At 68.6% G+C, this 15,108-nt stretch carries 17 protein-coding genes and 1 tRNA gene; 17 read left to right on the top strand and 1 reads right to left on the bottom strand.

Annotated elements, in window-relative coordinates; translation table 11 throughout:
- The 5 genes from ACYVE7_RS15570 to ACYVE7_RS15550 form a co-directional block, all read left to right on the top strand.
- Positions 1-277 (top strand): transglycosylase family protein (locus ACYVE7_RS15570; protein ID WP_460365405.1); only part of this gene is annotated, 277 nt, incomplete at its 5' end.
- A 58-nt stretch (positions 278-335) separates the two neighbouring features.
- Entirely contained in the window at positions 336-1,193 is an 858-nt protein-coding gene (gene rsmA, locus ACYVE7_RS15565; protein WP_460365404.1) for a 16S rRNA (adenine(1518)-N(6)/adenine(1519)-N(6))-dimethyltransferase RsmA, read from the top strand.
- 16 nt (positions 1,194-1,209) lie between these two features.
- Positions 1,210-2,112 carry a 4-(cytidine 5'-diphospho)-2-C-methyl-D-erythritol kinase gene (locus ACYVE7_RS15560; RefSeq protein WP_460365403.1) on the top strand — a complete coding sequence of 301 codons (903 nt, stop codon included), beginning with the start codon at positions 1,210-1,212 and terminating at the stop codon, positions 2,110-2,112.
- A gap of 66 nt (positions 2,113-2,178) precedes the next feature.
- Positions 2,179-2,574, top strand: a complete 396-nt coding sequence (locus ACYVE7_RS15555; RefSeq protein ID WP_460365402.1) for a hypothetical protein — start codon at positions 2,179-2,181, stop codon at positions 2,572-2,574.
- A 141-nt stretch (positions 2,575-2,715) separates the two neighbouring features.
- A complete protein-coding gene (locus ACYVE7_RS15550; RefSeq protein ID WP_460365401.1) occupies positions 2,716-4,467 on the top strand; it encodes an ABC-F family ATP-binding cassette domain-containing protein in 1,752 nt (583 codons plus the stop codon).
- Here ACYVE7_RS15550 and ACYVE7_RS15545 read toward each other — a convergent pair.
- Positions 4,464-4,955 carry a MarR family winged helix-turn-helix transcriptional regulator gene (locus tag ACYVE7_RS15545; protein WP_460365400.1) on the bottom strand — a complete coding sequence of 164 codons (492 nt, stop codon included), beginning with the start codon at positions 4,953-4,955 and terminating at the stop codon, positions 4,464-4,466. The two genes, ACYVE7_RS15550 and ACYVE7_RS15545, sit on opposite strands and share 4 nt — an antisense overlap.
- Positions 4,956-5,046: 91 nt before the next feature.
- Between ACYVE7_RS15545 and ACYVE7_RS15540 the strand changes: the two genes are divergently transcribed.
- The 12 genes from ACYVE7_RS15540 to ACYVE7_RS15485 form a co-directional block, all read left to right on the top strand.
- On the top strand, positions 5,047-5,799 hold the full coding sequence (locus ACYVE7_RS15540; RefSeq protein WP_460365399.1) for a methyltransferase domain-containing protein: 753 nt from the start codon (positions 5,047-5,049) through the stop codon (positions 5,797-5,799).
- A 209-nt stretch (positions 5,800-6,008) separates the two neighbouring features.
- Positions 6,009-6,383 (top strand): VOC family protein, encoded by a 375-nt coding sequence (locus ACYVE7_RS15535; protein WP_460365398.1) that lies wholly within the window; start codon positions 6,009-6,011, stop codon positions 6,381-6,383.
- Between the two features lie 158 nt (positions 6,384-6,541).
- Positions 6,542-7,480, top strand: coding sequence for an acyl-CoA desaturase (locus ACYVE7_RS15530; RefSeq protein WP_460365397.1), 939 nt, complete (start codon positions 6,542-6,544; stop codon positions 7,478-7,480).
- A 12-nt stretch (positions 7,481-7,492) separates the two neighbouring features.
- A complete protein-coding gene (locus ACYVE7_RS15525) occupies positions 7,493-8,311 on the top strand; it encodes a TetR/AcrR family transcriptional regulator (protein WP_460365396.1) in 819 nt (272 codons plus the stop codon).
- Between the two features lie 58 nt (positions 8,312-8,369).
- Positions 8,370-8,972 (top strand): TetR/AcrR family transcriptional regulator, encoded by a 603-nt coding sequence (locus ACYVE7_RS15520; protein WP_460365395.1) that lies wholly within the window; start codon positions 8,370-8,372, stop codon positions 8,970-8,972.
- A gap of 78 nt (positions 8,973-9,050) precedes the next feature.
- Positions 9,051-10,376, top strand: a complete 1,326-nt coding sequence (locus ACYVE7_RS15515) for a hypothetical protein (protein WP_460365394.1) — start codon at positions 9,051-9,053, stop codon at positions 10,374-10,376.
- 118 nt (positions 10,377-10,494) lie between these two features.
- Positions 10,495-10,568, top strand: a tRNA-Gln gene (locus ACYVE7_RS15510).
- A gap of 263 nt (positions 10,569-10,831) precedes the next feature.
- Complete coding sequence (gene glmU / locus ACYVE7_RS15505; protein WP_460365406.1) at positions 10,832-12,223, top strand: bifunctional UDP-N-acetylglucosamine diphosphorylase/glucosamine-1-phosphate N-acetyltransferase GlmU; 1,392 nt, start codon at positions 10,832-10,834, stop codon at positions 12,221-12,223.
- On the top strand, positions 12,220-13,197 hold the full coding sequence (locus ACYVE7_RS15500) for a ribose-phosphate diphosphokinase (RefSeq protein ID WP_460365393.1): 978 nt from the start codon (positions 12,220-12,222) through the stop codon (positions 13,195-13,197). The genes glmU and ACYVE7_RS15500 overlap by 4 nt, the downstream gene beginning before the upstream one ends.
- A 244-nt stretch (positions 13,198-13,441) precedes the next feature.
- Entirely contained in the window at positions 13,442-14,041 is a 600-nt protein-coding gene (locus ACYVE7_RS15495) for a 50S ribosomal protein L25/general stress protein Ctc (protein WP_460365392.1), read from the top strand.
- A 73-nt stretch (positions 14,042-14,114) separates the two neighbouring features.
- A complete protein-coding gene (pth, locus tag ACYVE7_RS15490; protein ID WP_460365391.1) occupies positions 14,115-14,690 on the top strand; it encodes an aminoacyl-tRNA hydrolase in 576 nt (191 codons plus the stop codon).
- 68 nt (positions 14,691-14,758) lie between these two features.
- On the top strand, positions 14,759-15,108 hold a 350-nt coding region (locus tag ACYVE7_RS15485; RefSeq protein WP_460365390.1), incomplete at its 3' end, for an inositol monophosphatase family protein.

Genomic DNA, 15,108 nt, shown 5'->3' with positions numbered 1-15,108 from the left:
GGCGCTGGCGCAGCTCACCGGCCCCGTCGCCCGGCTCAACTGGCAGGCGATGGCGGCGTGCGAGTCGCACGGCGACCCCACGGCCGTCAACGAGGCCGGCTACTACGGCCTCTACCAGTTCTCCCGGTCGGCGTGGCGCGCCGTCGGCGGGACGGGCCTGCCGCACCGCGCGTCGGTGGCCGAGCAGACACTCCGCGCCCAGCTCCTGTACCGCAAGGTCGGCGGCCGCTGGCAGAGCCAGTGGCCCACCTGCGGCCGCCACCTGTTCGCCCCCTGAACAGGGCCGTCTTCCCTGCGCGACCGGGACGGCCGCCGTCGCATGGGAGGATGGAACGGTGGGGGACAGTGAGGCGGCGCTGCTCGGGGCGGCCGACATCAGGGAGATCGCGGCGGCGCTCGGCGTCCGGCCGACCAAGCAGCTCGGGCAGAACTTCGTGGTCGACGCCAACACGGTCCGGCGGATCGTGCGGTCGGCCGAGCTGGAGCCGTCCGACGTGGCGATCGAGGTCGGTCCCGGGCTCGGCTCGCTGACCCTGGCGCTGCTGCCCGCCGTGTCCCGGCTGATCGCCGTGGAGCTCGACCCGGTGCTGGCGGGGGCGCTGCCCGCGACCGTCGCGGCGCGCGCGCCGGAGCTCGTCGACCGGTTCGAGGTGATCCACGACGACGCGATGCGCGTCAAGGAGATCCCGGGGCCGCCGCCCACCGCGCTGGTCGCGAACCTGCCCTACAACGTCGCGGTGCCCGTGGTCCTGCATCTGCTGGAGCTGCTGCCTTCGCTCCGCAAGGGCCTGGTCATGGTGCAGGCCGAGGTCGGTGACCGGCTCGCCGCCGGGCCCGGCAGCAAGATCTACGGGGTGCCGTCGGTGAAGATGGCCTGGTACGCCTCCGCCCGGCGGGCCGGGAGCGTCGGACGGTTCGTGTTCTGGCCGGCCCCGAACGTCGACTCGGCGCTCGTCGCGTTCACCCGGCGCGAACCGCCCCGCACCACCGCGTCCCGTGAAGAGGTGTTCGCGGTGATCGACGCGGCGTTCGCCCAGCGCCGCAAGACCCTGCGCGCGGCGCTCGCCGGCTGGGCCGGTTCGGCGGCCGCCGCCGAGTCCGCGCTGCGGGCCGCCGACGTCGACCCGACCGCGCGCGGAGAAATGCTGGACGTGCAGGCTTTCGCCCGGATCGCCGAACACCGGCCTGTCTGATCGGAATCGGAGCGCTGTGAACACTGTGACCGTGCGGGTCCCCGCCAAGGTGAACCTCCAGCTCGGCGTCGGCCCGCTGCGGGACGACGGGTATCACGACCTCGTCAACGTGTTCCACGCCGTCTCCCTGTTCGACGAGGTGACGGTCGAGCCCGCGGCGGAGCTGACGGTGGCCGTCGAAGGCGCGTCGATCACGGGGGTGCCGACCACGCCCGACAACCTCGCGGGCCGTGCGGCGGCGCTGCTGGCCGCGCATCTCGGCGTCGAACCCACCGTCAAGATCACCATCCGGAAGGAGATCCCGGTGGCGGGCGGGATGGCCGGCGGCAGCGCCGACGCCGCCGCCGCGCTGCTGGCCTGCGCCACCCTCTGGGAAGCGGGAACCTCCCGGGAAACGCTGCTGGAGCTGGGCGGGGTGCTCGGCAGCGATGTGCCGTTCGCGCTGCTCGGCGGCACGGCCGTCGGGGTCGGGCGGGGCGAGAAACTCACCCCGCTGCCCACCTCGGGGGAGTTCCACTGGGTGTTCGCGCTCGCCGACGGCGGTCTGTCGACCCCGGCCGTCTACGCCGAATGCGACAAGATCCGGGCCGCGCACTCCGCGCAGGTCGGCTGGCCGCACGAGTCGCCCGAACTGCTCGCCGCCCTCGCCTCCGGCGACGCCCCCGCACTCGGCGCGGCCCTGTCGAACGATCTGCAGCCCGCCGCCCTCACCCTCCGACCCTCCCTCCAGCGCACCCTTTCCGCGGGCCGCGACTTCGGCGCCCTGGGCGCCCTGGTCTCCGGTTCCGGACCCACCTGCGCCTTCCTGGCCGCCGACGCCGACCACGCCCTCGACCTCGCGGTCGCCCTCGGCGGCATGGACGTGGCCCGCTCCGTCGTCCGCGCCTCCGGCCCCGTCCCCGGCGCGACCGTCCTGTGAGGGGTTCCGAACCGCTGATCCTGGCGCGGCGTCTCATCTCATGACACGAGCCTGAAGGGGGCTGAGATGGTCGAGATCGCGCTGATCATGATGATTCCGCTGTCGTTCCTGCTGGTGATCGTCACGATCGTCATGCTGACGGTGCGGTCCACCACCAGGCGGGTCACCGAGGCGATGCCCCGCTCTCCGCTCGACGCCTTCTTCGCCGAGGCCACCTACAACAACGGCGGCCACGCCCACCCCCGCCACGAGAACCGTGCCCGCTACGGTGCCCCGACCTCCACCTCGTCGTCGTCCTACGACCACTCGTCCTCGTTCGTCGACTACCCGTCCTCCTACGACGGCGGGCACTCCTCGCACAGCGGCTGGTCGTCCTCCGACAGCTCCTGCTCCTCCGACAGCGGCTCCTCCTCTTCCTCCAGCTCCGACAGCGGTTCCAGCTCCTCCTCAAGCTGCGACTGACCGCCCGCCCGAGCGGTCCTGGACGGTCGGAGGAGAACCCGCGGCAGCCGATGCCGGTAGAGTTTCCTACGCACGGTGACGGGGGAATCCATGGGATCAACGCCTGATGGACAGTGTTTCTGCGGGTAAGAGGGCGTTGTTGTGAATCTGATCAATCTTGAGAGCGTCTCCAAGGCGTACACGCCGTCGCCTCTGCTGGACGAGGTCTCGCTCGGGGTCGAGTCCGGGATGCGCATCGGGATCGTCGGGCGGAACGGCGGCGGCAAGTCGACGCTGATGGCGATCATGGCGCGGCGGACCGAGCCCGACAGCGGACGGGTCACCCACACCGGGGGGCTGCGGCTCGCCTACCTGGTGCAGCGCGACGAGTTCGGCGACACCGCGACCGTCCGGTCCGTGGTCCTCGGCGACAGGGCCGAGCACGAGTGGGCGGGCGACGCGCGGATCCGCGACATCCTCGACGGGCTGCTGCCGGGGCTCGACCTGGACGCGCCGCTCACCGGGATGTCGGGCGGCGAGAAGCGGCGGGTGGCGCTGGCCGCGCTCCTCACCCCCGAATCCGACGTGATCATGCTGGACGAGCCCACCAACCACCTCGACCTCGAAGCGATCACCTGGCTGGCGCGGCACCTGGCGTCCCGGAAAGAGGCGCTGGTCGTCGTCACCCACGACCGGTGGTTCCTGGACGAGGTCACCGACCGCACCTGGGAAGTGGTCGATGGCCGGGTCGAACGGTACGAGGGCGGCTACTCCGCCTACGTCCTGGCCAAGGCCGAACGGACCCGCATCGCCGACTCCACCGAGGCCAAGCGGCAGAACCTGATGCGCAAGGAGCTGGCGTGGCTGCGGCGCGGCCCGCAGGCCCGCAGCACCAAACCGAAGTTCCGGGTGGACGCCGCGCAGGCCCTGATCGCCGACGTCCCGCCGCTGCGCGACTCGGTCGAGCTGACCAGGTTCGCCACGGCCCGCCTCGGCAAGACCGTTTACGATCTTGAGAATGTCACCTACCACGCCGGGCCGAAGCCGATCTTCAACCAGGTGACGTGGCGGCTCGGCCCCGGCGACCGGATCGGGCTGGTCGGCGTCAACGGCTCCGGCAAGACCTCGCTGCTGCGGCTGCTGGCCGGGACGGCCGAACCCGAAACGGGAAAGGTCGTGCGCGGCAAGACCGTCCAGCTCGCCCACCTCTCGCAGGAACTGACCGAACTCGACCCGAACCGGCGCGTCCTGGAGTCGGTCGAGGAGATCGCCCGGCGGATCACCGTCGGCAAACGCGAGTGGACGGCGGGCCAGCTCCTGGAGCGGCTCGGGTTCCGCACCGACGACCAGTGGAAGCCCGTCGGCGACCTGTCCGGCGGCGAGCGGCGCCGGCTCCAGGTGCTGCGGCTGCTGATGGGCGAGCCGAACGTCATGCTGCTCGACGAGCCCACCAACGACCTCGACATCGAGACCCTGACCGAGCTGGAGGACATCCTCGACGGCTGGCCCGGCACCCTCATCGTGGTCAGCCACGACCGGTACTTCCTGGAGCGGGTCACCGACACCGTGCACGGTCTGCTCGGCGACGGCACGATCCGGATGCTGGTCGGCGGGGTCGAGGAGTATCTCGACCGGGTCGCGGCCGGTACCGCGGGCAAGCCGTCCACGCCCGCGGCCGCGGCGGCGAAACCGGCCGTCACGGCGACCAAGGCCGACTGGAAGACCCAGAAGGAACTCGACCGGCTCGAACGGCAGCTCGACAAGCTCACCAAGCGCGAAGCCAAGATCCACGAGGAGATGGCGGGGGCCGCGACCGACCACGCCAAGCTCCTCGACCTGGACGCGCAGCTCAAGGCCGTCCTGGACGAGAAGGACGAGATCGAGATGGCATGGCTGGAGCTGGCCGAGGGCTAATCCCGGTCGAAGGGGATCAGCAGGGTGCGGAGCAGGTCGGCGAGCTGTTTGCGGTCGGACTCGGCGAGCCCGGCCAGCAGTTCGCGCTCCCGGTCGATGAGGTCGCCGAACGCGGCGTCCACCCGGCGCAGGCCGTCGGCGGTGAGCCGCACCTGGACGCCGCGCTTGTCCTGCGGGTCGGGATGCCGCTCCACCAGGCCCGCGGCGGCCAGCCGGTCGATCCGGTTGGTCATGGTGCCCGAGGTGACGAGGGTCGCGCGCAGCAACTGGCCGGGGTTGAGCTGGTAGGGGGCTCCGGCGCGGCGCAGGGCCGTCAGCACGTCGAACTCCCAGGACTCCAGATCGTGGGCGGCGAAGACGGCGCGGCGGGCGCGGTCCAGGTGCCGGGACAGGCGGGACACCCGGCTCAGCACGTGAAGCGGCTCCACGTCGAGCTCGGGTCGTTCCGCGCGCCAGGCGCCGACCAGCCGGTCTACCTCGTCTTGCATCCCTGCACCCTACCCGTACCTGTCTTGATGTCGAGATTTGTGGTGGCCGTCTCTTGACGTCGAGAGAGTTCTGTTGCGACAATATGTCTTGATGTCAAGAGACACCTGGGATCCGGCGCAGTACGCCCTCTACTCCGACGAGCGGAGCAGGGCGTTCTTCGAGCTGACGGCCCGCATCCGGCACGACGCACCGGCCACGGTCGTCGACCTCGGCTGTGGCTCCGGTGAGCTCACCGCCACCCTCGCCGGCCGCTGGCCCGCCGCGAACGTGCTCGGCGTCGACAGCTCCACCAGCATGATCGAGAAGGCCCGCGCCCACGCCGCGCCGGGCCTCGACTTCGAAACCGGCGACCTGACCGCCTGGCGGCCCGCCGCACCGGTCGACGTCATCGTGTCCAACGCCGCGTTCCAATGGGTTCCCTCCCACGTCGAACTCCTGCCCCGCTGGGCGAAGTACCTCACCCCCGGCGGCGTCCTCGCCTTCCAGGTCCCCGGCAACTTCGCCGCACCCAGCCACGAACTGCTCCGCGCCACCTGCGCCGACCACGGCATCGCCGACGCCCTGCGCTGGCGGCCCGTCCTCGAACCGGCCGGCTACCAGGAGATCCTCACCGGGCTCGGCCTGCGCGTCGACGCCTGGGAGACCACCTACAGCCAGCTCCTGCACGGCCCCGACCCCGTCCTGGAATGGATGAAGGGCACCGCGCTCCGCCCCGTCCTCGCCGCACTCGACGACCCGGCCGACTTCCTCGCCGACTACGCCGCACGCCTGCGCGCGGCCTACCCACCGACCGCCCACGGCACCGTCTTCCCCTTCCGGAGGATCTTCGTCGTGGCGACCTAGACGAGGTGCCGCCCGCAGTGGGAGAACGCGGCGAAACGTTCCCCTGCGGTGCTGCCGACTCCCATAGCGGGCGGCACCTACCCCGACGGCCTACCGCGCCGTCACCCCTCCGGCCCCGCAACAAGGGCCGGCCCGACCGGACGCCGCCGACGGACGATCTCCGCCCGCGGCGCCCGGTCCTCCCCTTTTCCGGGCCCAGAGGAGAAGCGATGATCATCGGTTTCGACCATGTCCAGCTCGCCGCACCCGCCGGACGGGAGACCGACCTGCGCGCCTTCTACGGCGAACTCCTCGGCCTCACCGAACTCCCCAAACCACCCGCCCTGGCCGGACGCGGCGGCGCCTGGTTCCAGGGCCCCGGATTCCAGCTCCACCTCGGCGTCGAACCCGACTTCCGGCCCGCCCGCAAAGCCCATCCCGCACTGATCGTCAGCGATCTCGACGCCGTCGCGGAACGTCTGTCCGCCGCCGGGCACACGATCGAGCACGACGTCCCCGTGCCCGGCTTCACCCGGTTCTTCACCGCCGACCCGTTCGGCAACCGCCTCGAGTTCCTGCAGCCGCTGGAGCCGGGCGAAGAGTGACCGGAATACCCCGTGCCCAGAAAACGGAACCTCACTGACCTGGGCGGATCTCGTCACCGGTAGTCCGGAACGGTTCACTCTCCGGTCACTTACACTCTTACCGAACCGTAGGTTACGGTGGCGTAGGAATGACCGCCCTTAACGAGAGACGGACCTTTGTGACTGCAGCACCCCTCGCCGAGGCCCCCCGCCGACCGGCAGACGACTACTCCGAGCACCGCAACGGCACCAGCCACAAGATCCTTGTGGTCCTCTTCACCGGAGTGCCCTTCCTCGCGCTGCTCGCAGCCGTTCCGTTCGCCTGGGGCTGGGCTCTGGGCTGGTCGGACATCGTCATCGGCGCGATCTTCTACTTCCTGTCCGCCGGCGGCATCACCGTCGGCTACCACCGTTACTTCACCCACGGCTCCTTCAAGGCCAACCGGCCGCTCCGCATCGCCCTCGCGATCTGCGGCGGCCTCGCCATCGAAGGCCCCGTCCTGCACTGGGTCGCCGACCATCGCCGCCACCACAAGTTCTCCGACAAGGAAGGCGACCCGCACAGCCCCTGGCTGTACGGCGACAACGCCAAAGCGCTCTTCAAGGGCCTCCTGTGGTCGCACTACGGCTGGCTGTTCGCCGACAAAGCCACCAACATCGACAAATACGCCAAAGACCTTCAGGCCGACCCCGACATGCGACGCATCCACAAGTCGTTCGGCCTGATCGTCACCGCGACCTTCCTCGTGCCCGCGGCGCTCGGCGGCCTCGTCACCATGTCCTGGGCCGGATTCTTCACCGCGCTGTTCTGGGCCGGATTCGTCCGCGTCTCCCTCGTCCAGCACGTCACCTGGTCGATCAACTCGATCTGCCACACCTTCGGCAACACCCCCTTCGCCTCCCGCGACCAGGCCCGCAACGTCTGGTGGCTCGCCATCCCCTCCCTCGGCGAGTCCTGGCACAACCTCCACCACGCCGACCCCACCGCCGCCCGCCACGGCGTGCTCAAAGGCCAGATCGACATCAGCGCCCGCACCATCTGGATCTTCGAAAAGCTCGGCTGGGCCCGCGACGTCCGCTGGCCGACACAGGAACGCCTCGAAGCGAAACGGGCCTAAGGTTCAGACCTGATGAGTTCCGACAGACGACGGCGGATGTCCGGCAGCGAACGCAGAGAACAGCTGCTGGACATCGGCCGCACCCTCTTCGCCGACAAAGGGCTCGACGGCACCTCCGTCGAAGAGATCGCCGCGAAAGCAGGCGTCTCCAAACCCGTCGTCTACGAGCACTTCGCCGGCAAAGAGGGCCTGTACGCCGTCGTCGTCGACCGCGAAATGGACAAACTCCTCACCCTGGTCACCAACGCCCTCACCGTCGAAACCGACTACCACCGCAAACTCGAACTCGCCGCCCTCGCCCTCCTCGAATACATCGAGGAATCCACCGCCGGCTTCCGGATCCTCGTCCGCGACAGCCACGGCGGCACCGGACGCGGCAGCTTCGCCAGCCTCCTCTCCGAAATCGCCGGCCAGGTCGAACACCTCCTCGCCAAGGAATTCGACCACCACGACTACGACGACAGAACCGCCCCCATGTACGCCCAGATGCTCGTCGGCATGATCGCCCTCACCGGCCAATGGTGGCTCGACACCCGCAAACCCAAACGCGAAGAAGTCGCCGCCCACGTCGTCAACCTCGCCTGGAACGGCCTGTCCGCCCTCGAACCCCGGCCTTCCCTCGACCCCAGACGCCGCGCCAAAGAACGCGAACGCGCCGCCGTCCGCGCCGAGAAAGCCGCCGCACAGGCCGAGAAGGCCGCCGCCCGCGCCGAACGCGCCCTCGAAAAAGCACGCCGCCGCAACCCAGGCGGCCACGAGGAGATCCCCGCCCAGAACAACGGCGCCTCCTCCGCGAGCGGCCGCGGGACCGCCGACACCGTCGACGCCTGACCCACCCCACGCCCGCACCTGCGGCATCATGGGACGAGTGGCAGCCCAAAGACGACGCATGACCGGCAAAGAGCGCCGCGAACAACTCATCGAGATCAGCCGCACCCTCTTCGCCGAACGCGGCTTCGACGGCACCGCCGTCGAAGAGATCGCCGCGAAAGCGGGCGTCTCCAAACCCGTCGTCTACGAGCACTTCGGCGGCAAAGAGGGCCTGTACGCCGTCGTCGTCGACCGCGAAATGGCCAAGCTCCTCCAGCTCGTCACCGACGGGATGCCCCGCGGCACCCACTACCGGCAGATGCTGGAAGGCGCCGCCCTCGCCCTCCTGCAGTACATCGAGGAATCCACCGACGGCTTCCGCATCCTCGTCCGCGACAGCCACGCCGCCTCCGGCACCGGCACCTTCGCCAGCCTCATCAGCGACATCGCCACCCACGTCGAACACCTCCTCGTCGAGGCGTTCGACGACCACGACTTCGACGGCAAGAACGCCCCCATGTACGCCCAGATGCTCGTCGGCATGGTCGCCATGACCGGCCAATGGTGGCTCGACGTCCGCAAACCCCGCCGCGAAGAAGTCGCCGCCCACGTCGTCAACCTCGCCTGGAACGGCCTCTCCGCCCTAGAACCCCACCCCACCCTCACCACCCCACCCCCCTGACCGGCCTCCGACCAGCAACAACAACGCCCAGCGATCATCCGACCGCAAAATGTCAGACCCCCCTTCTACCTTCGTCCCATGTACACCGACGACCTCGCAGTCCAAGCCCGCACCCTCCGCCGCCAGGGCCTGTCCCGCGCCCAGATCCGCCAGGCCCTCGATCTCCCACCCGGCCGAACCACCGAAACCTTCCTCTGGGAAGCATTAAGAGACGTCCCACCCCCCGCCTGGACCGCCCGCCCCAACGCCAAAGACGACCTCCGCGACCAAGCCCGCGCCCTCCGCCTCGCCGGCCACTCCTACAACGAGATCGCCGCCCTCCTCGGCGTCTCCAAATCCTCCTGCTCCCTCTGGCTCCGCGACCTCCCCCACCCCATTTCCCCAGAAGAAGCCACCCGCCGCCGAGTCGAATCCCGCCGCAACAACCCGGCCACCGGCCAGCGCCGCGCCGCCAAGGAAGAACTCCGGCTGGCCACCAAGCTGGAGGCGATCGATGAGATCGGGGAGCTGACGGCGGACGACCGCCTCCTCGCGGGCGCGATCACCTACTGGTGCGAGGGAGCGAAGCCGGGACGACGGAGCGGACGGCATGTGGTCTTCACCAACTCAGATCCCGGCCTGTTCCAGCTCTTCCTCCGTTTCCTCGACGCGGTAAGCGTGGAGCGTTACCGGTTGCGGTTCTCCCTACAGATCCATGAGGACGCGGATATCCCAGCCGCGCTCTCCTACTGGCGTTACGTCACCGGAGCGGAGGCTGGCCAGTTCGGGAAGGTGACAGTGAAGCCCGCAGGGAAGACCAACCGCAAGAACGTCGGGGACTCCTACAAGGGCTGTCTCGGTGTGCGTGTCAGTCAGGGAGCTGAGCTCTTTGACGAGATCGAGTCGCTGGCCGGGAGGGCCTTCGGCGAGCCGGGCTCCTGCTCCCTCACCGACCGTCAGGTCAAGCTGCTCGGCGCGCTCATGTACTGGTGCGAAGGGGGGAAGGACAAGCCCTACCGGCGTAGCGAGCGGGTGACCTTCATCAACAGCGATCCCGAGGTGATCGTCTTCTTTCTGCGCTTCCTCCAGGTGGTCGGAATCGAGTCGAGCAGAATCCGTTTCAGGATCCATATTCACGAGAACGGTGATCTTCCGGCGGCCTCGGCCTACTGGTCGGCTCTCGCCGGGGCTGAGGAGAGCAGATTCCAGCCACCGACGATCAAGCGTCACCAGGCCAGAACGGTCTACTCGCCCGAGGAGCAACGCCTCTACCGGGGTTGCCTCTACGTCTACGTCACCAAGAGCGCGGAGCTCTACCGGCGGATCGAGGGCTGGGCCTTCGCCGCGATGCTCGGGCCCGAGCAGGCGGCCGCTCGTTGTGAGGAGGCGGCAGCGCGTGCGCTGGCAGAAGCTCAGGAAGGATGATCCATGGGTTGCGGTCTGGCCCGGATTCAGAAGCGACAAGGCTCTGACTCGACCGGTATCCTGGCTCCTGCAGTCGTCCCGACGCACAAACCGTGAGGTTGGTGGCGGGGTGACGCGGTCCGCCGTGGCGTAACTGGCAACGCAGCTGGCTTTGGTCCAGAAGATCTGTAGGTTCGAATCCTACCGGCGGAGCAGTATTTGTGGTAATTTTCCACACTCAGATCATGGGTGTGGGATGACGCGCCGCCTACGCGGCTGGGTTGGTGCGGGTGATCGTCCTGGTGGGCGGTATCCTTGGGAGATGTCGGGTGGGTTAACGGCCTGCCGCCCCATGGGTGACGGGTTGTACCCGGGTGCGGGGGCGGATGCCCGACTGTCCTCGTTTCGCGATCCGCAGGAGCCTCTGAGTGAGCCCGGCTGCAGTGATCGTCCTCGCCGCTGGCGAGGGCACTCGGATGAAATCGCGTACCTCGAAAGTCCTCCACGAACTCGCCGGGCGGTCGATGCTCGGGCATGTGCTGGTGGCCTCGGGTGCGCTGGAGCCCCAGCAGGTGCTGGTGGTCGTCGGGCACCGCCGGGAGCAGGTGATCGAGCACCTCGCGGAGGTCGCCCCGGACGCCGTGCCGGTCGTGCAGGAGACACAGAACGGAACGGGCCACGCGGTCCGGATCGCCCTGGACGGCGCCGGGGATCTCGACGGGGTGGTGGTGGTCGCCAACGGCGACATGCCACTGCTGCGCGCCGAGACCCTGCACGAGCTGGTCGCGACCCACAGCCGTGACGGCAACGCGGTGACGTTGCTCACGACGGACATCCCCGACCCGTCCGGTTATGGCCGGATTCTGCGTGACGCCGACGGTGCGGTGACGGCGATCGTCGAGCACAAGGACGCGACGGACGAGCAGCGGCTGATCCACGAGATGAACGTGGGCCTGTACGTGTTCGACGGGAAGCTCCTCGCCGCGGCGTTGGCGCGGCTGACGACCGCGAACGCGAGTGGTGAGGAGTATCTCACCGACGTGGTCGAGATCCTGCGCAACGATGGTCACCGTGCGGGCGCCTACAAGGCGCCGGACTGGGTGGAGACCCAGGGCGTCAACGATCGGGTGCAGCTCGCGCAGGCGCGCCGTCAGCTCAACGACCGGATTCTGGACGGTCTGATGCGGGCGGGTGTGACGGTGGTGGATCCGGCGACGACCTGGGTGGACGTGCAGGTGGCGGTGGAGCCGGACGTGGTCCTGCATCCGAACACGCAGCTGCACGGACACACGGTGGTGCAGGTGGGGGCCGAGGTGGGTCCCGACTGCACGATCACCAACACGTTGATCGGCGAGGACGCGCGGGTGACGCGTGCGGTGGCGGTCGATGCGGAGGTCGGTCCGGCGGCGTCGGTGGGTCCGTACGCGTATCTGCGTCCGGGTTCGCGGTTGGGCCGCGGGTCGAAGGTCGGGACTTATGTGGAGATGAAGAACTCGGTTCTCGGTGAGGGCTCGAAGGTTCCGCATCTGACGTATGTGGGCGACGGTGACATCGGGCAGGGGTCGAATATCGGCGCTGCCTGTGTGTTCGTGAACTATGACGGTGTGTCGAAGCACCGGACGACGGTCGGTGATCATGTGCGGATCGGCAGTGACAACATGCTGGTCGCGCCGGTTACCGTTGGTGATGGGGCCTATACGGCTGCCGGATCCGTGATTATCAAGGATGTGCCGCCGGGAGCCATGGCCGTGGCTCGTGGGCAGCAGCGCAACGTTGAGGGCTGGGTCGAGCGCAAGCGCGCCGGTACTGCCGCCGCGGAAGCGGCGAAACGGGCGCGTGGGATCGGAACCCAGGAGGGGGACAAATGAGTGGTATCAAGACGCAGAACGAGAAGAAGCTGATGCTCTTCTCTGGTCGTGCGTATCCGGAGTTGGCGAAGGAGGTGGCGTCGAACCTGGGTTGTGAGCTGGTGCCGACGGCTGCTTATGACTTCGCGAACGGTGAGACTTTTGTCCGGTTCCTGGAGTCGGTCCGGGGTTCTGACGCGTTCGTGATGCAGAGTCACACGGCGCCGATCAACCAGTGGATCATGGAGCAGTTGATTATGGTGGACGCGTTGAAGCGCGCGTCCGCCCGCCGGATCACCGTGGTGGCGCCGTTCTTCGGTTATGCGCGTCAGGACAAGAAGCACCGCGGTCGTGAGCCGATCACGGCGCGGCTGATGGCCGATCTGTTCAAGACGGCCGGCGCCGACCGGTTGATCACGGTGGACCTGCACACGGCGCAGATCCAGGGGTTCTTCGACGGTCCTGTGGACCACCTGTTCGCGCTGGAGCTGCTGGCGGACCATGTGGCGTCGACTCTGGACACCTCGCAGGTGACGGTGGTGGCGCCGGATGCGGGCCGGGTGCGGGTCGCGGAGCGGTGGACGGACCGGCTGGGCTGCCCGCTGGCGATCATTCACAAGCGTCGCGATCCGATGGTCGCGAACGAGGTGAAGGTGTTCGAGGTCGTCGGTCAGGTCGAGGGCCGTACTTGTGTGATCGTCGACGACATGATCGACACGGGTGGCACGATCGTGAAGGCGGCGGAGGCGCTGTTCGAGCAGGGCGCTGCCCGGGTGGTGGTGACGGCGACGCACGGTGTGCTGTCGGGCCCCGCGGTGGACCGTCTGAAGAACTCGCGGATCTCGGAGGTGGTGTTGACGAACACGCTGCCGATTCCGGCGGAGAAGCAGTTCGACAAGCTGACGGTTCTGTCGATCGCGCCGCTGCTGGCGCGGGCGATCGACGAGGTGTTCCACGATGGTTCGGTGACGTCTCTGTTCGACGGCGAGTCATAACGGACGTACGCTGGAGGGGTCGGACGGGTTCCGTCCGGCCCTTCGGTGCTTCTTCATTGGAGCCCTTGGCACTTTCCGGGTCTCAGCATCGGCTAGACTTCTGGGACCCGTGTGCGCCTCATGCTGTGCGCTGTGCTCAAAAGCCTGCGCCGCGGAGTAGCGCCCGAAGACGGCCCGGACCGGGTCGAATCGAAAGCATTATCGCACTAACGCACAAACGCGCCATCAACGAGGAGTTTTCGCCGTGTCCGAGGTACGCATCGCCGCCGAGCCGCGCTCCGAGTTCGGTAAGGGTGCCGCTCGGCGCACCCGCCGGGCGGGCAAGGTGCCGGGTGTCCTCTACGGGCACGGCATCGACCCCCAGCACATCTCGCTTCCGGGCCATGAGCTGATGCTCGCCCTGAAGACCCCGAACGTCCTGCTGCGCGTCACCGGCCTTTCCGGTGGCGAGGAGCTGGCGCTGCCGAAGGACGTGCAGCGTGACCCGCTGAAGGGTTTCCTGGAGCACGTCGACCTGCTGCTGGTGAAGAGCGGCGAGACGGTGACCGTGGACGTCGCGGTCGTCGTGATCGGCGAGGTCAAGGGCGGCCAGCTCGCGCACGAGCTGACCACCGTGTCGGTAGAGGCCGAGGCCACCCACATCCCGACGGAGATCGTGGTGGACATCGCCGCGATGTCCGAGGGTGACGTGCTGCACGCTCGTGACCTGCTGTTCCCGCGCGGTGTGAAGCTGGCCGGCTCGGAGGACGCGCTGGTGCTGCAGATCACGAGCCTCGCGGGTGCGGTGCTCGACGAAGAGGTCGCGGCTGTCGCGGTTCTCGATGAGGCTCCCGCCGCGGAGTAACACATTCGTGATGAAAGACCCGGTCGCTGACGTCGTTCAGCGGCTGGGTCTTTCTCGTTGGAGGAGGGGAGCGGTGAGCGAAGACCTGTGGCTGGTGGCCGGGTTGGGCAATCCGGGTCCTGGCTATGCCGGGACCAGGCACAACGCCGGGTTCATGGTCGTCGATCTGCTGGCGGAGCGGATGGGCGGGAGGTTCAAGGCGCACAGGTCGCGGTGTGACGTGGTGGAGGGCCGGCTCGGCGGGGTGCGGGTGGTGCTGGCGAAGCCGCGGTCTTACATGAACGAGTCGGGCGGGCCGGTGAAGGCGCTGAAGGACTTCTACAAGGTGCCGGCCGAGCGTCTGGTCGTCGTCCACGACGAGCTGGACATCGATTTCGGGGCGATCCGGCTGAAGCGGGGCGGTGGTGACAATGGTCACAACGGTCTTCGGTCGATCACGAAGTCGCTGGGCGACAAGGAGTATCTGCGGTTGCGGTTCGGGGTGGGCCGTCCGCCGGGCCGGATGGACGCGGCCTCGTTCGTTCTCAAGGATTTCTCAGCGTCGGAGAAGAAAGAGCTGGCGTTCTTCGTGGATCGTGGTGCCGACGCCGTGGAGTCGGTCGTCGCTCGGGGGCTGGAAGCCACCCAGAACGTCTTCCATGCTCTGTGAATGGCTCATACTGAGTTCTCGGACCCAAACGATAGGGAACTAGGAAATTGCGGGAAGACGATCACGCGTTGGCGGCTCGGCTCGCGACCGAGGCCGGTGAGCTGCTGCTCGCGCTCCGTGCCGAACACGGCTTCGCCGACGCGAAGGCCCTGAAGGACGCGGGCGATCTCGCCTCGCACGAGTTCCTGATGGCGGCGCTCGCCGCGGCCCGTCCCGGCGACGCCGTCCTCAGCGAGGAGGGCAAGGACGACAAGGCCCGGCTGACCGCCGACCGCGTCTGGATCGTCGACCCGCTCGACGGCACCCGCGAGTTCTCCGAGGAGGGCCGCTCCGACTGGGCCGTCCATGTGGCGCTCTGGCAGGACGGCGCGCTCGCCGCCGGGGCCGTCGCGCTGCTCGCCGAGGGCCGCACCGTGAT

Source organism: Actinocorallia lasiicapitis, from assembly GCF_054778695.1.
The sequence above is the reverse complement of the archived record's forward strand: the minus strand, read 5'-3'. Positions and strand labels throughout refer to the sequence as shown.